The sequence below is a fragment of the Thiomicrospira sp. genome (assembly GCF_014859555.1).
GTDB lineage: Bacteria > Pseudomonadota > Gammaproteobacteria > Thiomicrospirales > Thiomicrospiraceae > Thiomicrospira.
In genome coordinates, this window is sequence record NZ_JACUTY010000025.1 from 1 (window position 1) to 24,501 (window position 24,501).

Sequence of the window (24,501 nt, forward strand, 5' to 3'; positions counted from 1 at the left end):
GGGCGCGCGGCTAATTGAAGTCATCTAATTTGACGGCATGCCATTAAACGCGAGTTAACAAACCTGACCGCAAGCATAGCCTGACGCCCAAGCCCATTGAAAATTGAACCCGCCCAAATGCCCGGTCACGTCCAGCACTTCGCCAATAAAATATAAACCGGATTGTTTAGTCGACTCAAAGGTTTTGGATGACACTTCATTTGTGTCAACGCCCCCTAAAGACACTTCAGCTTTGTCATAACCCGCCGTATCTTCGGGATACAGACGCCACTGAGTTAAACCTAACGCGTAATCCTGTAATTCTTTATCGGTACATTCAGCTAAGGCTTTGTCCAGCGGGTATTTCGTTAACCAAGCCTGGCTAAAACGTTTGGTGCTTAGCTGGCTTAACCACTTGCTAAGGCTCAGCGATTGCGCCTTAAGCTGCTTTAGCTCGGCCAATACGTCATTATCAGGAAATAAATTTATCTCAATTGGCTGGCCAGGTTGCCAATAGTTTGAGGCTTGCAACACCACCGGACCACTTAAACCATGATGGGTCACCAACATGGCCTCGCGAAATGTGTAGCCAGCGATGCGAATTTCAACGTCCATACTTAGGCCACTTAAGTCACTAAACCAATCTTTCCAACTGGATTTAAAAACCAGAGGCACCAGGCCTGGTCGGCATGGCATAACATTTAAACCAAATTGGCGAGCGATTTGATGACCAAAGTCCGTAGCTTTTAGCTTGGGATAAGCCAACCCGCCGGTCGCCACCACCAGCGATTGTGCGACATAATCGCCTTCAGATGTCTGGATAATAAAGCCGCCATCGGCTTGCGCTTTAACTTGACTAACACGCGTATTAAGCTGAATGTCTGCACCCGCCCAGTCGCACTCTTGACGCAACATTTGAATGATCTGACCTGCACCTTGTAACGTAAATAACTGGCCATGCGTTCGTTCTTCATAATCAATGGCATGGCGCTCAACCAATTCAATAAACTGATTTGACGAGTAACGGGCTAAAGCCGATTTAACAAAGTGGGGATTCTGGGTAATGTAATGTTCAGGCTTTACATTTAGATTGGTAAAGTTACATTTACCACCGCCGGATATGCGGATTTTAGCTGCGGCTTTGGGAGCATGATCAAGCACAAGCACTTGACGACCTCGGTAACCCGCCTGAGCCGCACACATCAAGCCGGCGGCGCCCGCGCCCACAATCACCGCATCATATTGTTTCATTTAAATGGGTTCCCAAGCCTGTTGGCGTTTATTCACTTCATCCATTATTACTTTTAAGCCAACTTCTGCCAGTTGCGGTTCACCCTCCACACCGAGTTCGATAGTGCGACGACCTTCCGCCGAAATATGCGGCAAGCTGAATAAACGAAGGTTCGGATATTGACCTTCAAAGGCTTCCATAAACTCAACCCATTCTGATTCCGCGCCATCCAATAAGCGAATCGCTTTTTCAACTTTTGGCGTTTGGTTGGCTTGTGCATAATAAGTATCCAGCACCCATTCCATCATAGGTTGCGTCATTTGAGGGAAACCCGGCATAAAATAATGCTGCTGAATCGAAAAGCCCGGCACACGGTTAAAGTCGTTCGGAATAATCGCCGAACCTTCTGGAAACTCGGCCATACGTATACGCTGTGGATAAGCTTGCTCACCAAATTGGGCCTCAATTTCGGCGACGGCTTGGGGGTGCAATTGTAACGCAACACCTAAAGCTTTAGCCGCACTTTGGCGTGTGCGATCATCAGGGGTTGCACCAATCCCGCCACTGCAAAATACGACATCACCACTCGCAAAGGTTTGTTTTAAAGTATCGACAAGCAGACTAGCTTCATCGCCCAAAATTCGCACCCAGCTCAAGGCGAAACCTCTTGGCTTTAAAAGTGCATTTAAGTTAGCCAAGTGGCGATCCTGACGTTTTGACGACAGGATTTCATCACCAATAATGATTAAACCAAACCGTATATTTTGCGCCATAATTACGTCCTTTGAATCTAAATACGTGGTGACACGCTTTAATAAAGCCATATCATAGAGGTTTTATGATGGCTTGCAACAAACTTGCTTAGCCTGCATTAAAGAATGAAACCGCGTTAGTTAACTTTTAACTCATCATACTTAAGGGCTTCTTAAGTTAAAACTTATGTTAAATCATGAATCTTAAGTAAAAACCCCGTTTTCAGTTGACTCCATGTTTGGAGTCTTACAGAATGTCTAATTTGAACATTGCCTGCTTATCGGGGGATCGCTTGTCCTACTTCAAACACTTAGTTAGATGGCTTTGCCTTTCTTGGGTATTGGGAAGTAGCCAGCCGTTATTAGCAGAACAAGCGCCTCATTTCCAAAACACGATTAATGTTGGTGTTTTAGCTTTTCGCTCAGCTGAGCAAACCGAACACCGCTGGCAGCCGCTCATCCACTATCTAAATCAGCAATTACCTGAATATGATTGGCAAATCAAGGTGTATTATTTTGAAGATTTCAATCGTGCCGCAGCCGATCAAACATTGCATTATGTATTAACTAACCCTCAACACTTTGTTCTGCTCAAAAATCAATTCTCGTTAAAGCCGCTATTAACCTTAATGCCCCTAGCGGAAGGCATACCGGTAACCGAGTTTGGCGGGGTTATTTTTACACGGGCGAATGCCAATGGCATTAACCAGCTATCTGATATTGGTGAACGCACTACTGCGGCTACTTTTCCACACTCCTTCGGTGGTTATTTAATGCAACGTTGGGAAATGTATAAACAAGATACCCGCCCCAAACAAGTGTTATTTACCGGTATGCCACACGACAATGTAGTTAAAGCGGTCTTAAACAACGAAGCTGATGTTGGCTTTGTCCGCACTGGGGTGCTGGAATCTATGATTAAAGAAGGAAGCTTGAGCTGGAATCAAATCAAGCTGATTCAGCCCAGCACCACTAGTCGTTTCCCTCAAGTTCATTCTACCGAGCTTTATCCTGAGTGGCCCTTTGCCGCCAGCGCCAACAGCGATGCCGATCTCAATAAAAAACTCAGCCTAACTTTGCTTAATTTATCCGCCGACCACCCAGTGGCAAAACATGCCGAAATTTATGGTTTTTCACCACCAGGAAATTATCAAGCGATTGAAGCGGTGATGTTACGCCTAGATGTTTTGCCGCGTGATGATTTTGGCTGGCGAGATATTGTTCAACGCTATGGAAACCGCATTTTGCTAGCTATGCTGTTTATTGGCAGCTTACTGTTAGTGCTTAGTGGTTTTTTGGTTTATTACAATCGGCGTGCCAATCGCATCGCCTATGATTACGCACAGCTTAACCAACAATTACAATCGGTCAATCAGAACCTAGAAGGCTTAGTGGAGCGGCGCACACATGATTTACTAGAAAGTGAGCAGCGCTTTCGTCAAATGTTTGAAAAGCATGCTTCACCCATGCTATTGATTGACCCCCCAAGCGGCGAGATTATCGATGCCAATCAAGCCGCCGCCGAATTTTATGGCTATAAAATTGAGCAACTGACTCACATGAGTATCAGCCAAATCAATACACTTAGCGAACCAGAAGTCGCTAAAGAGCGTACTTTAGCGGCCATACAAAAACGCAATTATTTTGTCTTCACTCACCAATTGGCTAACGGAGAGCAGCGATATGTGGATGTGCATTCATCGCCGGTGGTTATTGGCGGCAAGACTCGCTTGTTTTCGATTATTCATGACAGCACCTCACGCATTCAGTTTGAAGAACGCCTTAAACTTCACGACACCGCGTTAAACTATGCGGCTAATGCAATTGCCATCACCGATCAACAGGGTGTCATTATTTGGGCTAATAAAGCCTATAGCCGTCTCACGGGCTACAGCTCAGAAGAAATTACCGGCAAACTGCTCTACCCTCCTGATGATGTTAACGATCACGATAAGGCCCTGTATGTGCAAATTCAGCACGTTGTCCGCCAAGGGCAAGTTTGGCATGGTGTATTACAACAAACACATAAAAATGGTGACCTTTATTATGAAGAAGTCACCATCACGCCGGTTAGAGACCAGCAGCGTCAAATTAGTAACTTTGTTGCGGTGGTGCAAGACATCACCGAGCGCCGTTTAGCCGAACAGCAGATTCAAAACTTAGCGTTTTTTGATCCTTTAACTAATTTGCCCAACCGTCGCTTATTAATTGACCGCTTAGAAACCGTAATGGCTTTAACCGATCGCCGCCAATTTCATGCCGCTTTGATTTTTCTCGATTTAGATCATTTTAAAGTCCTAAATGATAGTTACGGACACCACATAGGTGATCGCTTGCTAGTGGATGTCGCCAAGCGGATTAAAAGCTGCCTTCGTAGTGGTGATACGGTCGCTCGATTTGGTGGCGATGAGTTTGTTATTTTATTAACGGAGCTGGATCAAGAACCAGTCAAAGCCGCCCAACAAGCCAAGTATGTGGCTGAAAAAATGCGTGAGGCACTCGGGCAGGTTTATTTTATTGAAATAGACAACGAAACCAATAAAATTGAATACACCATCAGTGCCAGCATGGGCATCACCATTTTTCAAGGTCACGATAAATCACTTGAAGATTTGCTTAAATGGTCGGATATGGCGATGTACCAAGCTAAAGCCTCTGGACGCAATGAAGTTCGACTATTTGACCCAGCAATGCAAACCCAGCTAGATGAGCGTGCAAGCTTAGAGCAGGACCTGCGTAAAGCCATTGAGCAACATCAGCTCGAGCTGTATTATCAGCCACAAGTGGATGTGCAGCAACGTATTTTAGGGGCCGAAGCCTTGCTGCGTTGGCAACACCCAGAACGTGGGTTTGTATCACCAGGCCTGTTTATCCCGCTCGCAGAAGAAACTGGATTGATTTTAAACCTGGGTAATTGGGTGCTAGAAACGGCCTGTAAACAACTGGCTGAATGGCGCCATGATCCCAAACTGTGTTTAATTCAATTAGCTGTAAACATCAGCGCTAAGCAACTGCGTCATCCGCAATTTGTCGAACAGATTCAAATCCTTGTTAAACAATATGAAATCAATCCACTGATGTTAAAACTCGAATTAACCGAAAGCGTGTTACTCAGTAATCGAGAAGACTCAATTGCCAAAATGAACGCGTTACGTTTATTGGGTATTCAATTCTCGATGGATGATTTTGGTACTGGCTACTCTTCGCTAGCTTATCTTAAGCAATTACCCTTATCGCAAATTAAGATAGATCAATCCTTTATCTATGATTTAGTACATGATCAAATGGATGCGGTGATGGTGCAGGCGATTATGACGCTCGGTCAGAAGTTTAATATGAGCGTGATTGCCGAAGGGGTTGAAAACCAACAGCAGTTTGATATTTTATGCGGCTATAAGTGTGAATTTTTCCAAGGCTATCTGTTTGGTCGCCCAGTACCGATTGAGCACTTTAAACAGCTAGTTTTGTCGGCCTAGAAGAGCTTGATCGGCACCATAAAAAAGCCCTAGTTAAATTAGCTCAACTAGGGCTTCAGTAGTATCAACCAGGGGTTAATCGAGGTGCCTATTATTTGGTTTCGGTCGGTTTAAATACATGATAAAAGCGAATTATTGGATACATCCAAACCAGTGAAGCCAGACTATATCCGGTCGCCATAATAAACAGCAGAACCCAATCGAGCCAATAACCCATTAAAAACAGACTAGATCCTGTCAGCCAAGGAATCGTTAAGAAAAGTAACACAAACATTACGCCAAAACCCATTAACGTTTGCTCAACCAGCTTAGATTGAAAAAACCGACCTTTTTGCGTCCAAGCTACATTATTCAAGCCTAATGCACCTATTATATAAATTGTGATTACGAACCAATGAGCTTGAGCGTAGCCCAGTAAAATAAAAAATGTTAAATTCAATTCACTCATTTACACGTTACCCTTCAACATTTGTAAATAGGTGGGTTTAAGTAATTGCTCCTTCATCACCCAGCCCAGCCATGATTCCTTATAAGGATCAATAAACGGAAAGGTCGATACTAAGGTGCCGTTGTAATCAAACTCAATCAACATCGCCGCACCAAACTTAGTTAATAAAGGACAAGAGGTATAGCCATTAAAGCTAGCAGTAGGTTCCTCGTTCGCGATTACCGCTAATAGGTTTTCAACCACAATCGGTACCGACATTTTTACGGTCGCCGCGGTTTTACCGCGCGATGTGCCATTCACATCACCACAACCAAATACATTTGAATACTTAACGTGCTGCAACGTATCTTTATCAACGGCTAACCAACCCCGCATATTACCTTCTTGCCATGCAAGATCGGAATAGCGAACCGAAGATGGTGCACGCATGGGTGGCACCACATGTAATAAATCATAATCTTGTGTAAATATCTGGCCGTCGGCTTTTTTAAAGCTGGCTTTGCGCGCACCGATATCAACCGCGCTCAGCTCGGTCTCAAGGCCAACCTGCATACCATCTTCTTTAAATCGATCAAGAATAAACTGGTTAAACCAAGGCAAACCAAACACATTTTGATTGGCGGAATAGAAATTTAAATTGGCCTGACCAAATCCACCATTTTGCTTTAAGCGATCAATGGTTAAAAACGCCATTTGAAGCGGCACACCAGCACAGCGAACTGGCGTGCTCGGCAAGGTGAAAATTGCATCACCACCAGTTTGAGAATATTGTTTAATCGCATTCCAGCTTAACGCCGCCACGTCTGGGCTATGATAAACACTGGCTAAACCATTTTGACCAAACGCTTCAATATCCAGGCCTTCGATTGAACGATAGTTATATTCAACCCCCGACGCCACAATCAAATAATCATATTCAATTTGGCGGCCGGTATCTGTTTCAACTCGGTTTACTTCGGGATTAAAGTTAATCACCATTTCTTTAACCCAGTCGACTTGGCTGGGCAAAAATCGGCTATTACGATCTAGCACCTTACTTTTTGGCCAAGCACCGGTGGCCACCAAAGTTAACCCGGGCCAGTAATAGTGGGTTTCTTTTCGATCAACGATAATAATTTTTGCGTTTTTTAGCGCTCGAGATAACCGATTAGCAAGGCTAATTCCTGCCGCTCCACTACCTACAATAACAATCCTGACAGATGACTCGTTTGCTCGGACGTTAATCGCATTCAAACTCGATGCGGCGGCTAACGCGGTCGCACCGCCGACTAGAAACTTACGTCGACCTATCGTCGACACTTTATACATGCTTGTCATGCTGATCCTATCAAACTGTCTCAATTCAAAATAAGCTTAATTCTCGTTGATAAGTAAGGCTTAGAAGGTTAGTTCGATTCCAACGTGCCAACCGTCTTCCAGGTCATAATCCGGCGTATCATTTTTGATTGAGAAGTAACGGTAACCGACGAAACCATTTAGGTTTCTTAATAACTGAATTTGGCCGCGTAAACTGTACTCTTCCATCGAGTTGCCATCGCCAAATGTGATAATCTGGGGACTGTTTAAATACTCACCCACTATCGCAGAGGGAACCGGTGTCGGCAACCAATAACGCGCATAAATACCCAACATTACACCATAGGTGTTTTGGTCTCTACTATCCAGTGAAGCGAGTGCGGCTTTCGCTCGAAAACCAACATCTAAGTTCGGATCAAACGTGCCTTTATTTGTGTACAAAATGGACGTATCGACCAGATAGTCTTTATTTTCGTTGTACTGAAAACCCGCTTCAAAACGATAAATTTCTTGCATCCATTCAGTTTCACTTAACATGCCAATACGAGCACTTTCATCGGCAAGTTTAACACTCAAGCCTACTTGATTGGCTGCAACGGATGTTGTGACTAAACACGCTAAACTTAATGCTGCCGCTTTGACCATCTTTTTCATTTTTTTATGTAACCTTTAATATTTTGATTCAATTGAATTTTGTAAACGGTCACCCGTTTTTGATAAGGACTCAAACATGGTTTGAGTCCAGTCTAGCCCAGCCGAAACCCACTCGCGAGCATCGAACCAATTAAACATCACGGCTAGAGACAACACCGCTAATATAATCAGCAGTGTAAATAAGCGTCCAAACATAATTAAGCCTCTCCTGCGAAGTCGGCTCTTTATGGAGCCTGTCTTTCCTGCACTTTTTGTAGTCGATTGATAGCCGACCAAACTTGTTTATTTTTTTGAGTGTTTTCAAGCTGCCAGTTTAATTCATAGTTTGCGACGCGACGCAGCTCGGTGCGCTCAATATCGAGTTGAATTTTACCCGATAATATAAAGTCCGCCTGACTTTTATTATCCTGCACCAATTTTACTTTTCCCGACTCTAATAACAGTCTTTCGAGTGTGCGTTTAAAATCGGTACGTGCCAAAATTTCGCCGGTATGGTTTTCAATTTCACCCACCATTAAAGTAGGCTGGGTCGCATGACGTTGCTCAAAATTAGACAGCCAATTAAATTCAAACATCTCAGCCACCAGGCCTGGTGCTAAGCCATCAAACTCAATTAAGGTTAACCCCGTGCCTTCGTTAAAGCCTACTGGCTCAGCTTTCTGAACGGGTTTCTGTGCACAACCCACTAATAAAGCTAAGCTCACTAAAATAACCCAATGCTTCATAATGCCCCCTTGGAGTTTTCTCCGCTTTGATCACTTTATATAAGAATTAGCTGAATTTTAACACAAAAAGCCTTCAACCCTTTTCAACAATCAAATCGGCCCGTGACGTCTCCACTCGCGAATTTTAAATCGAGCTGGATGTGTAGCGACATATAGTGAAGGCACTACGGGTAAATCCTGCCCCATCACGTCAGCCCGAATAATTTTAGCCGCTAAAAAAACCGACATTAAGCCACGTGCACCATGACCATTGGAGATGTATAAACCGCGTTGATAACATTGGGGCGGGTATTTAAACAGCGCCTGAGTATGCGACTGACTTAAATAAGCCGATTCAAGCCAGTCTGAATCCACCAGCCCACCAATAACTGGTAAATGATCGGGCGTAGTTGGACGAAACCCGACTCGACCTGTCACCGCTTGTGCTTTTACATCTAACCAATCGGGCAAGCTACTCGCCACCGAGTCTAAATTAAATTGATGACCTTGCACACTGACTTGCGGATCCAGGCTGGGGGCTTCAAACGTCGCGCCGGTTACCGCCAAACCGTTAGGCGCTGGCGCTGAATAACCCCGATGACTAACGGCGCGTTTAAGCGACCAGGCCTGGTGGTTTGGGTTAAGATGTGTAACCTGACCTTTTAATGGCCTAATCGGCAAGGTTTTGTCTAGAGTTGGTAAGGCGCCTTCCGCTAACACCACCATATCGGCCTGCCAAATTTTGTTTTGCGTATGTAGGTTCCAAATAGGGTGAGCGTTATGCTCTTGAGTGCGGCGGCTTAAAGCTTGAGCTTGCTGCTCGTAAACCACCTCTATATTGTTGTGATCCAAACAACAGGCCACAACCGAAGGCGGATTTAACCAGCCAGCTTGTGGAAAAAACAAGCCGGCTTGTGATACCTTGCCACCTAATAATTTACTAGCTTGATCAGGCTCTACCCAATGTGCAAACGCATGTGGCAAACCCACCCGATTCAGTGCCTCTTGCATACGTTGATGGTTTTTTTGATCCACGGCCAAATGCACCAAACCATTTAATTTACCTGCCAGTTTATTCGCCTCTAACCAAGGCTTAACTCGCGCCAAAGTCGCTTCAAAACCTTGCAAATACCACTGGCTGCGTAGATTCCAATCTGCCGTAACTAAAGGATGCAACGCACCGGCTAAATTACCCGACGCGCCATCTGCCGGCTTTTTATTGGTCTCAATAACGCGAACAGTCCAACCGGCTTCAGCAAGCTCATAAGCCACACTTGCGCCCGCTAATCCGGCACCAACAACAATCGCACTTCCCGGTTTTTTTAAAGCCAATGGCCGATCAAACCAGGGAGCCTTAGAGCTAAATCGTCTTTCACCTTTGAGCTGGGCAATCAAACCCGTATCAACATGGTTACTCTGAACATGAAATCCAGACTTTTCGAACGTTCGCACCCATTTCTCATCCTGATACAAGGTGGCTAACTGGGTATTTTTTTGACTTTGGCGGCGCAACTGCGTCATAAAGGCCGGACTTCCAAACAAGGTGTTGTCAGGCTTTGTATTGGGCTGCAAAACCCAGGCATCGACTTTTATATCTAGATCGGTCACACCTTGTAATAGATCACCGAAAAACAGGCTCAATTCAATCTGCCCATCCAGCAAACTCACCTGATGCCAACCAGGCAATGCATTCGGAAGCTGAGCGCTGAGTTCTTTAAGTAATGCATCGTTTGTATCTTCTGATCTTAGGCGAACAGGTGCATCTAACCGCTCAATTAAAAGCGGCGGCGTTTCGAGTATAAAATAATGCAATTTCGCATGCTTATTGGACAAGGCCTGCCACCGTGCCGCCACGTCTAAAAACAATGCCAGATCAGTGAAGCCAACTTCCGCAAAAGTGAATGAATTAGCATGGTGAAACCGTGCTTGAATAGCCAGCTTCTCTAACCAAGTTTGAGCTTGATTCATCGACATAAACCTACTAGTTGGCCGCGCTGAAAAAGTTCGATAAATTCTTTTTTATACGTCATTAAAATTCTAATTATCTTTTTTTAGCATCACTTATAAAGTATGCGTTATAATATTTCATAACAACACTGAAGATGGATAAATCATGAAAAAATATGCCTTAGCTTTTACGGTTCTATTAATCTCAACCCAGTCACAAGCCGATGTATTAGGCGCTGGATTAGGCACCGGTGTCTGGACTTCTGGCCCGGTAGGCACGGTCACGACCAACAACAATGAATTTGATGTTAAAAAAGACACGGGCTTAAGTTCCAGCAATAATAATTATGTCTGGGTCTACTTTAACCATCCACTGCCGTTGATCCCTAATATTCGCTTGGAGTCCACCCGGGTTAGCAGTAGTGGTAGCGGTAGCCAAAATGTTACCTATCTAGGTAATACCTATGGTAATCACGAAACGGATTTAAACCTAAACCAAGTGGATCTATTACTTTATTGGGGTATCCCACTACCCATCGTAGACATCAACTACGGCTTTGGTGCTAAACAATTTACAGGTGATTTAACCATCACTGATACCGATGGAAATATCGACCCTAAAACCACCGACTTAGACGGAACAATTCCAGTTGGTTATTTAGCAGCTCATGCAAACATTCCGGCTTTACCGTTAAGTTTTAGTGCCGACATTAAAACCTTGGGTTCCTTGTATAACGACACCACTATAAAAGGACGTTACGACATTACCAGTTTTGGCTTAAAGCTTGGCATTGAAGCGGGTTATCGTAGCCAAAAACTTAAAACCGATGAGGTTGGTGATATTGATGTCGATTTAAAAATTGATGGTTACTTTGCAGGGGTTACACTTGTTTTCTAAGTTTACAACCGACTGAATCAGCAAACGACCTTGCTAACGACTGACGCATTTATAACTTCTCTTAAAGCGCACTTAACTCAGGTGCGCCATCGCCAATTGGTTGTGTTATGTGGCGACCTAACCTGGCGTTTAAACCAACTCCAACAACTCGAAACTCAACCAGGGTTATGGTTTAGCAAAACCAGCCTATTGCCTGGCTTTAAAGCCCTAGACAAAATCCAAAACCAACTTGGTCAAGAAATATCCAGCGCCGTTTTTTGCGCCGAATCCGGCATTGATGCCGATGCTCTAGGCATTGGCGCTGGCATGATTCAAGCGGGTGGCATTTTATGGTTATTAGTGCCGCCGATTGATGAATGGCTACATCAGCCTAACCCTGCCAATCAGCGATTTATGAGTCACCCGCATACTTACCACCAGGCCTGGTATCGGTTTAATGATCACTTGTGGACGAGCTTAAAGTCACATGGGCTTTGGATCGTACAAAACCAGCCATTAAATCCAGATTTAAAAACCAGCCAAACTTCAAACCATCCACCACTCGAGGGTTTGAGTGGTGATCAACAACAAGCGTTAGTCGCAATAAATCACCTCGCATTTGGTCATCGTAAACGTCCTTTAATTATTGAAGCCGACCGTGGCCGAGGCAAAACCACCTTATTAGGCGAAGCCGCGGCGCGGCTTTTACAACAAGGCAAACAACGCATTGTTATTAGTGCGGCGCGTTTTGCACAATGCGAATTGGCGTTTAAACGGGCGGCGCAAATTTTGGGTGTTGACTATACAAAAGCTGGCATTAACTTCCAAAACCAAACCATTAAGTTTAAAGCACCTGACGAATTAATTCTTCATCCCGCTGATATGGATGTATTAATGTTGGATGAAGCCGCGCATTTGCCCACGCCGGTATTAGAGCAATTAGTACAAATTTACCCAAGAGTGGTCATGGCGACCACCCAGCATGGCTACGAAGGTTCTGGGCGCGGTTTTAGTTTGAAATTTAAGCCGTTTCTAAACCAACACTTTTCTGGATGGCAACAAATACGCTTGAGCCAACCTATTCGCTGGAACTCAAATGATCCACTGGAAATAGCGATCAACCAAGCTTTATGGTTGGATACCGAGTTAAATGAACGGCTAGGCATAGATAATTTAGACTCAAACAACCTGAACCTCGAAATTCAAACTCGCACACCAAACCAACTTTCAAGCGACGCATTACGCCATGTATTTAGTTTATTGGTAGAAGCCCATTACCAAACCTCACCCTCCGATTTACAACACTGGTTATCTGCGCCCGACTTGCAACTGCATCTGGCGTATTTGCCCTCTTTAACTAATCAAGAGTCTCGATTAGTGGGGGTGCTGTTAATTTGTAACGAAGCTCATTTGCCAACGATTGAACCTAGCCGGCGTGTTAAAGGCCATTTAGTTCCGCAGCTTTTACGTCGCTTTAGTGCACAAGATGACTTAATAAACCTTAGCAGCGAACGCGCGATGCGTTTGGCGGTTCATCCCCAAGTTCGACGTTTGGGCATCGCCAGCCAGCTGGTTCAGCATTGGCAACAAAACACTCAAGCAGATTTTATTAGCACCAGCTTTGGGGTGACCCAAGACCTATATCATTTCTGGCGTAAACAAGGGTTTGAATCGGTTCACCTAGGCGCCAAACGTGATAAAGCCAGCGGAACCCATAACTTGGTGATGTTACACACACGTCATCCGCGCGCCATGTTCGACACTTGCCAACAGCTGTTCCAAGCGCAATTACCGCATAATCTTATCGAACTATACAGCCAGTTACCCGCCACATTAATATGGCATTTAGTCAGTGAAAACTCAGCCATACAAGCTGAAGCGCTTTCTACTCAACTGAAGGCTTATTTACAAGAGCATGCGCCTTATGAAGCCGTCAGCCAACAGCTTTGGCAATGGGTGTTAAATAACCCGCACTGGCTGTTAACCCAGTCCGAACAGGTTCAAGTAGTTTGGTTAGATAAAATCATTCGTAAACGCGATTGGCAAAGCATCGCAGACCAGCACAAACTGGCGGGACGAAACGCGATTGAATTAATACTTCGTCAAACGCTAACGAACTATCAAACTCAATCGGTTTAATAGACGGGTTTATTCAGACCGCATGCCAAATCGGCACACATATACGCAGATATCATCTTCATAAGCGCTGGCTTAATTTGAAAACACCACGGTCTTGTTACCGTGAATAATCACACGGTCTTCTAAATGAAATCGTAAGCCACGAGCTAAAGCGGTTTTCTCGACATCGCGGCCTTGACGACGCATTTCTTCAATACTATGAGCATGCGAAACCCGAATCACATCTTGTTCGATAATTGGGCCTGCATCGAGTTCTTCAGTGACATAATGACAGGTCGCACCAATCAATTTCACACCACGTTCATAGGCTTGATGATAAGGTTTTGCGCCCACAAAAGACGGTAAAAAACTGTGGTGAATATTAATCACCTTACCGGCATAATCCTGACACATTTGTGGCGGTAAAATTTGCATATAACGCGCCAACACCACCACATCGGCTTCATAATGTGCAACTAAGCGCTCCGATTCCGCAAAGGCTTGGGCTTTGGTTTCAGGCGTGACCGGCACATAATGAAACGGAATTTGATACCATTCCACCATCGAGCGTAAATCTTCGTGGTTGGCAATTACACAGGCAATCTCGCCCGGTAAATCTTTTTCGTGCCAGCGATACATTAAGTCGGCTAAACAATGTGATTCTTTGCTCGCAAACAGCGCGATTTTCTTAGGCTGTTGTGAATCCGTCGCAAACCAAGTCATATTAAAATGATCGGCAATCGGCTTAAATTTAGCTTTAAAAACGTCAAGGCCTTCTGGCAAAGAGCTGGCTAAAATTTCATGGCGCATAAAAAACCAGCCGTTACCCGCATCGGTATGGTGGTTGGCCTCAACTATCGTGCCGCCTTGATCAGCGATAAACATCGCCACCTTAGCCACAATACCCACCCGATCAGGACAAGAGATCACCAAACGATAGACTCGACTCATGTTGTTATCCTAGCTAAGCAAAAGGCTTATGATACCAAATCCCAGCCCGGTCATGATGTTTGGCTATGGTATAATTTGCGCTCTTTTACGGCAAAACAAGGTTCTTTGAATGAAGATTGTTTCATTTAACGTCAACAGCGTGCGTATGCGCCAACATCAATTGCAAACATTGGTTGAGCGTTACCAACCCGATATTATCGGTCTGCAAGAAACCAAGGTGCAGGATCACGAATTTCCGTTAGCCGATATAGAAAGCTTAGGCTACAAGGCCGAATTTTCCGGTCAAAAAACCCATTATGGCGTGGCCTTACTTTATAAGCCCGAGTTGCCGTTAGTTAAAGTGCAAAAAGGCTGGACGACCGACTTAGATGATGCGCAGCGCCGTATGATTATTGGCGACTTTATGACCCCGAATGGGGATAGTTTACGCGTGTTAAACGGCTATTTTCCACAGGGCGAAAGTCGTGATCATCCGATCAAGTTTCCGGCTAAACAAGCGTTTTATGCCGACTTAATGGCCTACTTAAATAATGAATGCCAACCGGATCAAAAACTGGTGTTAATGGGCGACTTCAATATTTCTCCGCAAGACATTGATATCGGTATTGGTGAAGCCAACCGTTTGCGCTGGCTCAAAACCGGTAAAACCAGTTTCTTGCCAGAAGAACGCGAAATGTGGCAAAAACTTTTAGACTGGGGTTTGTATGATACCTATCGTAAAGTCCACCCAGATCGAACCGACCTATTCAGCTGGTTTGATTATCGTTCTAAAGGATTTGATGATGATCCTAAACGTGGCTTAAGAATCGATACGTTACTCGCCACCAAATCGGCCAACGAATTGGTCACGGATTCTGGGATTGCTTATGACATAAGAGGCATGGAAAAACCCTCTGATCACGCACCAGTTTGGACCGATTTTGACCTATAAAAAGCAGCCTAACTTTATGACAACGAACACGATTAACAACATGCATCCTTTGAAGGTTCAACGCGTTAACCATCTAACCGATAGTATCCTGCAACTTTTCCTAGAACCGAGCAGCATCTTTAGTCACCAAGCTGGGGATTATTTAATGCTGGGGTTAGATCAAACCGAAACCAAACCTTTCTCCATCGCCAATGCGCCGCAGGATAACGGTTTATTGGAATTGCATTTGCGCAATTTAGATCAAACTGAATGGATGCAGCGTTTATTTAAAATTAAAGCCGGTGACACCTTGTGGGCAGATGGCCCCAAACCGCAAATGAAGTTGCAGCACGAAACCGAATTGAATCTTTACATTGCCGGCGGCACAGGTATTGCACCGATTAAGGCCTTGCTAGAGCAGCGCTTAAAACAAGGTTTAACCCAGCCGACCAAACTTTATTGGGGCGCGCGCTATATTGAAGAGTTTTACATTCACGACACTTTATTGACCTTGGCCGCACAAGATACCCAGCTTAGTTATATTCCGGTGTTATCTGGAGACGAGCCAAATTGGTCAGGTCAAAAAGGTTTAGTACACCAAGTTGCGATTCAGCAAAATCTAGATTTAAGCCAAGCGACCGTCTATTTATGCGGCGCTTGGGCAATGGTACAGACAGCCGAAACAGATTTAATCAATGCTGGCCTGCCCAAGTTACGTTACATTCATTAAAAGCTTTTAAAAAGCCGGCGCAGTTTGTCCAAAACCTGTACAAACTGCGCGTGCGCAATTCGCCTCTAGACCAATACACCATCTACTAAACGCTGAGCTTCGTCTAAAATCTGCTGGAGATGCGCTTCATCTTTAAACGACTCAGCGTAAATCTTGTAAACATCTTCAGTGCCCGAAGGTCGTGCGGCAAACCAACCGTTTTCGGTGGTGACTTTTAAGCCACCAATCGCCGCGCCATTACCCGGTGCATGGGTTAATTTCGCTGTAATCGGCTCGCCAGCTAATTGAGTTGCGTCCACCTGATCGGCATTTAACTGACCTAATTTGGCTTTTTGTTCGCGATTAGCGGGCGCATCAACACGTGTATAAATAGGCGCACCAAATTCTTGGGTTAGTTTCTGATAATGTTGTGATGGATCTTCGCCCGTTGCCGCGGTGATTTCAGCCGCGAGTAAATTCATAATCAGACCGTCTTTATCGGTGCTCCAAGTCTGGCCTTGTTTATCCAGAAACGATGCCCCGGCGGATTCTTCGCCGCCAAAACCCAACGAACCCTCCACCAGGCCTGGTACAAACCACTTAAAGCCAACCGGCACTTCAACCAATGTTCGCCCAATGCTTTGTGCGACTCGGTCAATCATGGAACTTGATACCAAGGTTTTACCGACACCGGCGTTTACCGACCAATTTGAACGATGGGTAAATAAATATTGGATCGCCACCGCCAAGTAATGATTGGGGTTCATCAATCCGCCAGTTGGGGTGACGATACCGTGGCGATCGGCATCCGGATCGTTGCCAAATGCAATATCAAAGTCCTGCTTTAAACCAATCAAACCCGCCATTGCATAAGGTGACGAACAATCCATGCGGATTTTGCCGTCTTTATCCACACTCATAAATCCAAAGGTCGCATCCACTTTTGAATTCACGACTTCAAGATTTAACTTATAGGTATCGGCAATCGGTTGCCAAAAATCCACCCCTGCACCGCCCATTGGATCAACGCCAATTTTAAGACCGGAATTGGCAATCACCGACATATCGACGACATCAGCTAAACTATCCACATAAGGTTTAATTAAATCTTTCGCATTAACGCGACCAGAAGCCAGCGCCAAGTTCAAACTCATGCGACGAATATCACGCCCACCTTGTAACAATATTTGGTTCGCACGTTGTTGAATCCAGTTAGTCACATCAGTATCAGCGGGGCCGCCGTTGGCTAAATTGTATTTAAAGCCGCCATCTTGCGGTGGATTGTGCGACGGTGTAATCACCACACCATCCGCTAACCCACTGCTACGGCCTCGGTTAAATCGAATAATCGCATGCGAGATCACTGGTGTGGGCGTATACCGCCCCCGCCCTTGAATAATAATATCCAAATGATTGGCGGCAAACACTTCAATCGCGGTGGTATGTGCCGCTTCAGATAAAGCATGCGTGTCCATGCCGATAAAAATCGGGCCGTTCACACCGGCTTGAGTACGATATTCAACTAAGGCTTGGCAAATAGCCGCAATGTGATCGTCATTAAAACTGGCTAATTTTGAACAACCACGATGACCCGAAGTACCAAACCCAACCGCTTGTGCCGGATTCGATGCATCCGGTTTAAGGGCATAATAATCCACCATTAACTTGGGAATATTTTCTAACAATTCAAACGGTGCAACTTGGCCCGCAAATTCCGATATCGCCATGTATCCCCCCCTTAATAAACCCGCTTAACTAACCTAATAAGCCATCAATAATCTGATTAAGTGTCGCACTCGGGCGCATCACTGCATAGGTTTTGGCTTGATCTGGATGGTAATAACCGCCCAGGTCGACCGCTTGACCTTGTGCCGCTTTAAGCTCGGTTAAAATTTGGGTTTCGTTTTTTACCATCGCTTCAGCCACCGTTTTAAACTGCTGCTGCAATTGCGCATCTTGGGTTTGTTCGGCTAAAGCCTGTGCCCAATAAAGAGCTAAATAAAAATGACTGCCTCTATTATCTAACTCGCCCAATTTGCGACCCGGTGATTTGTCATTTTCTAAGAACTGGCTGGTGGCTTGGTTTAGCGTATCCACCAATACTTTCGCTTTTAAGTCTTGAGTTTGATTAGCCAAATGCTCAATTGATACCGATAAGGCTAAAAATTCGCCTAACGAATCCCAACGTAAAAAGTTTTCTTGCACCAGTTGTTGGACATGCTTAGGCGCTGATCCACCCGCCCCGGTTTCAAACAAACCGCCACCTGCCAATAACGGCACAATCGACAGCATTTTGGCGCTGGTGCCCAGCTCTAAAATAGGGAACAAATCGGTTAAATAATCACGCAATACGTTACCCGTTACCGAGATCGTATCCAAACCCTGTTTGGCACGGTCTAAGGTAATTTCAATCGCCGCTTCCGGCGCTAAAATACGAATATCTAAACCTTGAGTATCAAATTTAAGCAGCGCCGCTTCCACTTTCTTAATCAAATTCGCATCATGCGCACGTGCCGAATCTAACCAGAAAATCGCGGGCGTATCGCTTAAACGCGCACGTTCTACCGCTAGACGCACCCAATCCTGAACCGGGATATCTTTGGTTTGACACATACGCCAAATGTCGCCGGCTTCAACTTCATGCTGCATTAACACCTGGCCGTCATCATCTACCACTTTCACCAGGCCTGGTGTTTCGATTTCAAAGGTTTTATCGTGAGAGCCATATTCTTCAGCTTTTTGCGCCATTAAACCCACATTTGGCACTGTCCCCATAGTAGCGGGATCAAACGCGCCATGTTGTTTACAGAATTCAATGGTTTTTTGGTAAATACCCGCATAACAACGATCCGGAATCATGGCTTTCATGTCATGCAATTGACCGTCTGCGCCCCACATTTTGCCGGACGAACGAATCGCCGCTGGCATAGACGCATCAATAATAATATCGCTTGGCACATGCAAATTGGTGATGCCTTTGTCGGAATCCACCATCGCCAATTTTGGCTGATTTGCATAGACCGCCTGAATATCGGCTTCAATCGCTAGGCGTTCAACATCTGGCAACGTGCTCACTTTACTCAACACATCCCCCAGACCATTTTTAACATCCACACCTAATTTAGCCAAAGTATCGGCGTGTTTTTTGAATACATCTTGATAAAAAACGTCGACCGCATGACCAAACATAATCGGGTCAGAAACTTTCATCATGGTGGCTTTTAAATGCAACGACAGCAACACACCTTGCTGTTTCGCTTGGGCAATTTGTTCGGCATAAAACTTACGCAAAGCTTTAACATTCATCACCGACGCATCAATGACTTCGCCGGCTAACAAAGGCGTGCTGGCTTTTAAAACCGTGACTTCAGCTTGGGCAGAATGATGTTCGATTCGCACGCTAGTAGGGGTTTCGACCACGACCGATTTTTCGGTGCCATAAAAGTCTTGTGATTGCATATGTGCAACATGCGATTTGGAGTCTTTAGACCAAGCACCCATCGAATGCGGGTGCTTTTTAGCGTAGTGTTTAACCGGCAAAGCGACACGTCGATCCGAGTTACCTTCACGCAATACTGGGTTAACCGCTGAACCCAATACCTTTGCATAACGTGCTTTAATGTCTTTTTCTTGTTCCGTTTTGGGTTCGGCTGGATAGTCCGGTATAGCATAACCCTGCGATTGCAGTTCTTTAATTGCACTGGCTAATTGCGGAATCGACGCGCTGACATTGGGTAGTTTGATGATATTGGCATGCGGTGTTTTCGCCATTTTACCCAGCTCAGCTAAGGCATCCGCTTGCTGCTGATCCGGTTTTAAAAAGTCTGGAAATAATGCCAAGATACGACCAGCTAACGAAATGTCGCGGGTTTCGACCGCTATACCCGCCGGACGCGTAAAGGCGCGAATAATCGGCAACAGTGAATAGGTGGCTAAGGCAGGCGCTTCGTCTGTGTGGGTGTAAATCAAAGTAGGGCCATTTGCGCTCATCGAATATCCTTTGGTTAAATCATTTAAGTTCGCTTATTCTAACCGAAACCCGTTAAGCGCCCAAGCCTAAACCACCAGGCTTGGTGTTTAATGGGCAACTTGATTTCGCCCTGACTCTTTTGCTTTATAAAGCGCTTGGTCTGCCTGTTTAAGAAGCTTCTCAATTGAAGCCTGCTTGTCAAATTCATTCGACGCCACACCTAAGCTGATTGTGACATGATCCGCCACTTCTGAGAAAGCATGTGAGAATCCTAACATTTCCACCGCCCGCCTTAATTCTTCGGCCACTTTTAATGCACCCTCTAAACCTGTTTCGGGCAAAATGACCGCAAACTCTTCACCGCCATAACGCGCTAATAAATCATGTGGGCGCTTGATGACTTCACGCATGGCACTCGCCACCTGAACCAAGCAGTCATCGCCAAGACCATGACCATAGTTATCGTTAAATGCCTTAAAAAAATCGATATCCAGCATAATCAAAGAAATGGGCTGAGGTATACGTGCAATACGGCGCGCCTCCTTTTCCATCACTTCATCAAAATTTCGGCGATTAGCAATATGCGTTAAGCCATCAATATGCGACATTTCTTCTAACAAGTCGGTTTTTAATTTTAAGTTTAAGTGGTTACGCACACGTATTTTAACAATCGGCAAGTGGAATGGCTTGGTTATATAATCAACCGCCCCTAAGTTTAAACCTTTTTCTTCATCGTTCACTTCACTTAAAGCCGTAACAAAAATAATGGGAATAGAGCTTGTTTCAGCGTCCGATTTGAGCTTTCTACAAACTTCATAACCATCCATATCTGGCATCATGATGTCGAGTAAAATTAAATCTGGCGGCGTCTCTGAACGGCAAATTTCGAGAGCACGATCGCCATTTGTCGCGACTTTGATGCGATGATCCGCCTGTAAAGCATTCGCTAACACCTGGATATTAGATGATATATCGTCAACAATTAAAATTGCACTTTTGTCGCTACTCATTTGTTACTCCGCTTTTACTTCAAGCTTCAGGCTATCGGGCACCTCGATTAACCCCTGATTCATTCTGCGTGACTTAAAGGCACTAGTGTCCCAAACCTTGTTCATTTTATACATCTTGCATGCTTTTAGCATGCCATTTTGGCGTGTAATCCGCTAGAATGGCCGCAGTTATCAATAAGGCTTTGTCATGTTTAATAAAAATAACCGCATCTACTGGTTAGTGATTATTGGGTTAATTGCTGTCTGGCTTTTGATCTATGCTTATTTAGACCAACGCACAGCCGCGGCAACGGAAAGCCGTTTAAAAGAACGCACCGTAACTCAACAGATTGCATGGCAGGCCGCTATCAACACATACAACCATAGTACTCAGACCTATTATGACCAGCTTATTAATAAGCCCAAGGTTTGGACTTTATTAAAACAAGCCAAAAACCCACAAGAATCAGAGCAAGCCCGTGATGCCTTAATTAAACACCTCAGCCCAACCAATGAGTATCTTACAAAGCAAGGAATACGTCAATTCCATTTTCACACACCTGATAATCATAGCTTTATTCGCTTTCATTATTTACAAAAATGGGGCGATGACTTAACCGAGGCCAGGCCTTCGGTTCGCTGGACTAATCAAAACAAACAACCCTACTTTGGTTTCGAAACTGGGCGAGTATTTTCTGGGTTCCGGCATGTTTTTCCTATTATTGACGATCAAGGACAGCATTTAGGCAGTGTTGAGCTGAGCTTTCCATTTGAAAAAATTCGGCTTGAAGCCAATCAACTGTTACCAGATCGGAAATTCCGCATGGTCATTGCTGAAAATGATCTTATGAGCAAACTCTTTGCCGGTCAGAGTCAGCTATATAGCCGCTGGAGTGTTAACCCAACATTTTATGTAGAGGATCGTCTTAGTCAGCTTAAAGATTCACCCCCTGCCTTTACTTCTAGAGAAGTCCGACTTAATGAATATTTAAAAACGGAGCCCAAAGTTCAGCATTGGCTTAATAATGGAAAAGAGGGGAGTCTAGCCTTCTTTTTAGATAACGAACCCCATAGTGTCACCCTTACTCCTATATACAACACAGTTGATCAACTTTCCGGCTATCTGGTTGGATATCGGCCCGCACCAGAGCTTACAATGGCACGCTCTAATTTTAAAACCTCGCTATTGATTAGCACATTGGCGACAGGGCTTTTAGGATTATTTGTCATTCTTTGGCTCAGGCATAAACGCCAACACCTTCAAGGTCGTCAATTTATAAAAACCATTTACGACACCATGGGTGAAGGTCTATATGTATTAGATCAATACGGAATAATCACCCACATCAACCGCAAAGCCATACAGATGCTCGGCTTTAGTGAATCCGAATTAATGGGTAAAAATGCACATGATTTATTTCACCTGCACACGCTAGATAAAAAACCCACAGACCTAACAGAATGTGCAATTCAAGCCAGTATTTTTCAACAAGATATATACGAAGATGTTGTCAAATTCAAAACTAAAAATGCGCAAGTACTTACCGTAAAAGTGGTCAGCCAACCCCTCATTAGTGAGGGGGCCTTGCAAGGTTCGGTGACGACCTTTATGGACATCTCTCGAGAACAAAGCATTTCTGATGAACTCAAGCTAGCCAAGGAAAAAGCTGAAAGCGCAAACCATGCAAAATCAGAGTTTCTAGCTAATATGAGTCACGAAATTCGCACGCCCCTTAATGCGGTTATTGGTTTAAGTGAATTAATGCTAGAAACCAAACTAAGTACCCATCAAGCTGATTACCTAAACAAGATTAATCAATCCTCCCAGTTACTCTTATCCGTGATCAACGATATTCTTGACTATTCAAAAATTGAAGCCGGTAAACTTGAACTTTCGCCTCAAGCTTTCTATTTAAAAGATATTTTTGAGCAACTTACTACCCTGTTCCAGCAAGCCGCTCATAAAAAAGGGCTCGGATTTATACTTGATATTGACCCACAGTTACCCGATATACTTTATGGTGATGACTTGCGACTATTACAAATTTTGACTAACCTCACCAGTAACGCCATTAAATTTACCCCACATGGTGAAGTCCGTTTAACCGCCAAACTAATCGAATCTCTTAATCGTGCATTTAAAATAGAATTCCGTGTTTGCGATACTGGAATAGGCCTCTCACAAGAGCAGATTCATAAACTGTTCAAGCCCTTCGCTCAAGCCGATAACTCAACTACCCGACATTATGGCGGAACCGGACTTGGTCTCGTTATTAGTCAGCGTTTAGTTAAAGCTATGGGAGGATCGCACTTGTCTATTGAAAGCCAACTGGATCATGGCGCTTGTTTCGTTTTCACGCTCAATTTTGAAAAACCACAGACCGAACAGGCAGTGACTCATTACACCAACCAAACTAGTCAAAGCTTGCTTAAATTAAAGTTTTCAGGACACGTGTTACTGGCTGAGGATAATGAAATTAACCAAATAGTGGCTTCTCAGATTCTGCAAAAAGCTGGATTTAGAGTCACTATCGTGCAAAATGGCCAGCAAGCAGTTGAAGCGGCTCAATCCGAAAAATTTGATGGCATATTTATGGATCTGCAAATGCCCATCAAGAGTGGCTATCAAGCTAGTATAGAAATTCGCAAGCACAATCCAGACATCCCAATCATTGCCTTGACGGCGGCCGCATTGGTTGAAGACCGCGACAAAGCGCAGGCGGCGGGCATGAATGACCATCTAAGCAAACCCATAGAGATGTCAGCACTATATGCGGCTTTAGTTCAATGGCTAGGGCACTTACAGATACTTAATTACGAACCGTCTGACTTAGATGAAGCATCACAAACTCATCCTCCAAAACTAACCCTGCCTGCACAACTTGATGGATTTGACTTAGTATTAGGTAAAAAGCGCCTAAAAATTGCTGATGATCTTTACACGAATTTGTTAATAGAATTTGCTGCCCAGCTGGCAACAGACAAACAATTACTTGAAAAAGAGTTGGATTTGAATCGGTTACACGCGATCAAAGGAGTAAGTGGAAACTTAGCCGCCATGAACCTTTTTAAAGCTGCAAGCGATTTAGAGCAAGCACTCAAAAAACCAGACGCATCCCAAGATATTGAAAAACTCAAACAAACTTTTTTTGACAGTCTAAGTGTTGTGCATAAAAGCTTAAGGCAATGGCTAGGACAATCTAGGCTTAGCGATCAAGATATCGAAACCCAGGATCAGTCTCTTCATAAACCCGATGAACTTATCATAAAATTAAACCAGGGTGACTTACTAACAAAACAAGAAGTACAAAGCCTGGTTTATTGGGCTAAGTCTCGAACTGACAAACCCACCCTTGTAAAATTGAAACAAGCCTTACAATCATTAGACTATAAGGCCGCCTTTCAAATAGTAAGTAAGTTTTAAAGTTTACTGCTTTTACGATGCCAAATTAATAGCGCTTTAAATACTTGTGGGTCTTTGATCATGGTA

Annotated in this window: 18 protein-coding genes; 6 read left to right on the forward strand and 12 right to left on the reverse strand. The window is 44.4% G+C overall.

Going from position 1 to position 24,501, the window contains the following annotated elements; all coding sequences use genetic code 11:
* Positions 1-54 precede the first annotated feature (54 nt).
* Together IBX48_RS05680 and IBX48_RS05685 are read right to left on the reverse strand one after the other, a co-directional pair.
* The gene (locus tag IBX48_RS05680) at positions 55-1,230 is read right to left on the reverse strand and encodes an NAD(P)/FAD-dependent oxidoreductase (RefSeq protein WP_296831699.1); all 1,176 of its coding nucleotides are present in this window, start codon (positions 1,228-1,230) and stop codon (positions 55-57) included.
* A complete protein-coding gene (locus tag IBX48_RS05685) occupies positions 1,231-1,983 on the reverse strand; it encodes a competence/damage-inducible protein A (protein WP_296831701.1) in 753 nt (250 codons plus the stop codon).
* Positions 1,984-2,216: 233 nt separating this feature from the next.
* Here IBX48_RS05685 and IBX48_RS05690 point away from each other — a divergent pair, with 233 nt between their 5' ends.
* Positions 2,217-5,438 carry an EAL domain-containing protein gene (locus tag IBX48_RS05690; protein ID WP_296831703.1) on the forward strand — a complete coding sequence of 1,074 codons (3,222 nt, stop codon included), beginning with the start codon at positions 2,217-2,219 and terminating at the stop codon, positions 5,436-5,438.
* Between the two features lie 91 nt (positions 5,439-5,529).
* Here the strand turns inward: IBX48_RS05690 and IBX48_RS05695 are convergent, their stop codons facing one another.
* From IBX48_RS05695 to mnmC, 6 genes are all read right to left on the reverse strand, one after another.
* A complete protein-coding gene (locus tag IBX48_RS05695; protein WP_296831705.1) occupies positions 5,530-5,886 on the reverse strand; it encodes a glucose transporter in 357 nt (118 codons plus the stop codon).
* Complete coding sequence (locus IBX48_RS05700; RefSeq protein ID WP_296831707.1) at positions 5,887-7,203, reverse strand: FAD/NAD(P)-binding oxidoreductase; 1,317 nt, start codon at positions 7,201-7,203, stop codon at positions 5,887-5,889.
* Positions 7,204-7,263: 60 nt separating this feature from the next.
* On the reverse strand, positions 7,264-7,836 hold the full coding sequence (locus tag IBX48_RS05705; protein ID WP_296831709.1) for a YfaZ family outer membrane protein: 573 nt from the start codon (positions 7,834-7,836) through the stop codon (positions 7,264-7,266).
* A 15-nt stretch (positions 7,837-7,851) separates the two neighbouring features.
* On the reverse strand, positions 7,852-8,031 hold the full coding sequence (locus tag IBX48_RS05710; RefSeq protein WP_296831711.1) for a hypothetical protein: 180 nt from the start codon (positions 8,029-8,031) through the stop codon (positions 7,852-7,854).
* Positions 8,032-8,060: 29 nt separating this feature from the next.
* Positions 8,061-8,561: a hypothetical protein gene (locus IBX48_RS05715; protein ID WP_296831713.1), complete on the reverse strand. Its 501-nt coding sequence runs from the start codon at positions 8,559-8,561 to the stop codon at positions 8,061-8,063.
* Positions 8,562-8,651: 90 nt separating this feature from the next.
* The gene (gene mnmC, locus IBX48_RS05720; RefSeq protein WP_296831715.1) at positions 8,652-10,508 is read right to left on the reverse strand and encodes an FAD-dependent 5-carboxymethylaminomethyl-2-thiouridine(34) oxidoreductase MnmC; all 1,857 of its coding nucleotides are present in this window, start codon (positions 10,506-10,508) and stop codon (positions 8,652-8,654) included.
* Positions 10,509-10,653: 145 nt separating this feature from the next.
* Here mnmC and IBX48_RS05725 point away from each other — a divergent pair, with 145 nt between their 5' ends.
* Together IBX48_RS05725 and IBX48_RS05730 are read left to right on the forward strand one after the other, a co-directional pair.
* Positions 10,654-11,385, forward strand: coding sequence for a TIGR04219 family outer membrane beta-barrel protein (locus IBX48_RS05725; RefSeq protein ID WP_296831717.1), 732 nt, complete (start codon positions 10,654-10,656; stop codon positions 11,383-11,385).
* 30 nt (positions 11,386-11,415) lie between these two features.
* Entirely contained in the window at positions 11,416-13,503 is a 2,088-nt protein-coding gene (locus tag IBX48_RS05730; protein ID WP_296831719.1) for a GNAT family N-acetyltransferase, read from the forward strand.
* Between the two features lie 72 nt (positions 13,504-13,575).
* Here the strand turns inward: IBX48_RS05730 and purU are convergent, their stop codons facing one another.
* Entirely contained in the window at positions 13,576-14,433 is an 858-nt protein-coding gene (gene purU / locus IBX48_RS05735) for a formyltetrahydrofolate deformylase (protein WP_296831721.1), read from the reverse strand.
* A 109-nt stretch (positions 14,434-14,542) separates the two neighbouring features.
* Here purU and xthA point away from each other — a divergent pair, with 109 nt between their 5' ends.
* Positions 14,543-15,364, forward strand: coding sequence for an exodeoxyribonuclease III (gene xthA, locus IBX48_RS05740; protein ID WP_296831722.1), 822 nt, complete (start codon positions 14,543-14,545; stop codon positions 15,362-15,364).
* 16 nt (positions 15,365-15,380) lie between these two features.
* Positions 15,381-16,073 (forward strand): FAD-binding oxidoreductase, encoded by a 693-nt coding sequence (locus IBX48_RS05745; RefSeq protein ID WP_296831724.1) that lies wholly within the window; start codon positions 15,381-15,383, stop codon positions 16,071-16,073.
* Between the two features lie 65 nt (positions 16,074-16,138).
* Here IBX48_RS05745 and pgm read toward each other — a convergent pair whose 3' ends face one another.
* From pgm to IBX48_RS05760, 3 genes are all read right to left on the reverse strand, one after another.
* On the reverse strand, positions 16,139-17,779 hold the full coding sequence (gene pgm, locus IBX48_RS05750) for a phosphoglucomutase (alpha-D-glucose-1,6-bisphosphate-dependent) (protein WP_296831726.1): 1,641 nt from the start codon (positions 17,777-17,779) through the stop codon (positions 16,139-16,141).
* A 28-nt stretch (positions 17,780-17,807) separates the two neighbouring features.
* A complete protein-coding gene (locus IBX48_RS05755; RefSeq protein ID WP_296831728.1) occupies positions 17,808-20,042 on the reverse strand; it encodes an NADP-dependent isocitrate dehydrogenase in 2,235 nt (744 codons plus the stop codon).
* Between the two features lie 87 nt (positions 20,043-20,129).
* Positions 20,130-21,032 carry a diguanylate cyclase gene (locus IBX48_RS05760; protein ID WP_296831730.1) on the reverse strand — a complete coding sequence of 301 codons (903 nt, stop codon included), beginning with the start codon at positions 21,030-21,032 and terminating at the stop codon, positions 20,130-20,132.
* Positions 21,033-21,219: 187 nt separating this feature from the next.
* On the opposite strand from IBX48_RS05760, the gene IBX48_RS05765 reads away from it, so the two are divergent.
* Positions 21,220-24,435 carry a response regulator gene (locus tag IBX48_RS05765; RefSeq protein ID WP_296831732.1) on the forward strand — a complete coding sequence of 1,072 codons (3,216 nt, stop codon included), beginning with the start codon at positions 21,220-21,222 and terminating at the stop codon, positions 24,433-24,435.
* Positions 24,436-24,501: the final 66 nt, after the last annotated feature.

Excerpts from the sequence above, each read along its gene's own strand:
- IBX48_RS05680 (WP_296831699.1), bottom strand. The coding sequence starts at position 1,230 with ATGAAACAATATGATGCGGTGATTGTGGGCGCGGGCGCCGCCGGCTTG.
- IBX48_RS05685 (WP_296831701.1), bottom strand. The coding sequence starts at position 1,983 with ATGGCGCAAAATATACGGTTTGGTTTAATCATTATTGGTGATGAAATC.
- IBX48_RS05690 (WP_296831703.1), top strand. The coding sequence starts at position 2,217 with ATGTCTAATTTGAACATTGCCTGCTTATCGGGGGATCGCTTGTCCTAC.
- IBX48_RS05695 (WP_296831705.1), bottom strand. The coding sequence starts at position 5,886 with ATGAGTGAATTGAATTTAACATTTTTTATTTTACTGGGCTACGCTCAA.
- IBX48_RS05700 (WP_296831707.1), bottom strand. The coding sequence starts at position 7,203 with ATGACAAGCATGTATAAAGTGTCGACGATAGGTCGACGTAAGTTTCTA.
- IBX48_RS05705 (WP_296831709.1), bottom strand. The coding sequence starts at position 7,836 with ATGAAAAAGATGGTCAAAGCGGCAGCATTAAGTTTAGCGTGTTTAGTC.
- IBX48_RS05710 (WP_296831711.1), bottom strand. The coding sequence starts at position 8,031 with ATGTTTGGACGCTTATTTACACTGCTGATTATATTAGCGGTGTTGTCT.
- IBX48_RS05715 (WP_296831713.1), bottom strand. The coding sequence starts at position 8,561 with ATGAAGCATTGGGTTATTTTAGTGAGCTTAGCTTTATTAGTGGGTTGT.
- mnmC (WP_296831715.1), bottom strand. The coding sequence starts at position 10,508 with ATGAATCAAGCTCAAACTTGGTTAGAGAAGCTGGCTATTCAAGCACGG.
- IBX48_RS05725 (WP_296831717.1), top strand. The coding sequence starts at position 10,654 with ATGAAAAAATATGCCTTAGCTTTTACGGTTCTATTAATCTCAACCCAG.
- purU (WP_296831721.1), bottom strand. The coding sequence starts at position 14,433 with ATGAGTCGAGTCTATCGTTTGGTGATCTCTTGTCCTGATCGGGTGGGT.
- xthA (WP_296831722.1), top strand. The coding sequence starts at position 14,543 with ATGAAGATTGTTTCATTTAACGTCAACAGCGTGCGTATGCGCCAACAT.
- IBX48_RS05745 (WP_296831724.1), top strand. The coding sequence starts at position 15,381 with ATGACAACGAACACGATTAACAACATGCATCCTTTGAAGGTTCAACGC.
- pgm (WP_296831726.1), bottom strand. The coding sequence starts at position 17,779 with ATGGCGATATCGGAATTTGCGGGCCAAGTTGCACCGTTTGAATTGTTA.
- IBX48_RS05755 (WP_296831728.1), bottom strand. The coding sequence starts at position 20,042 with ATGAGCGCAAATGGCCCTACTTTGATTTACACCCACACAGACGAAGCG.
- IBX48_RS05760 (WP_296831730.1), bottom strand. The coding sequence starts at position 21,032 with ATGAGTAGCGACAAAAGTGCAATTTTAATTGTTGACGATATATCATCT.
- IBX48_RS05765 (WP_296831732.1), top strand. The coding sequence starts at position 21,220 with ATGTTTAATAAAAATAACCGCATCTACTGGTTAGTGATTATTGGGTTA.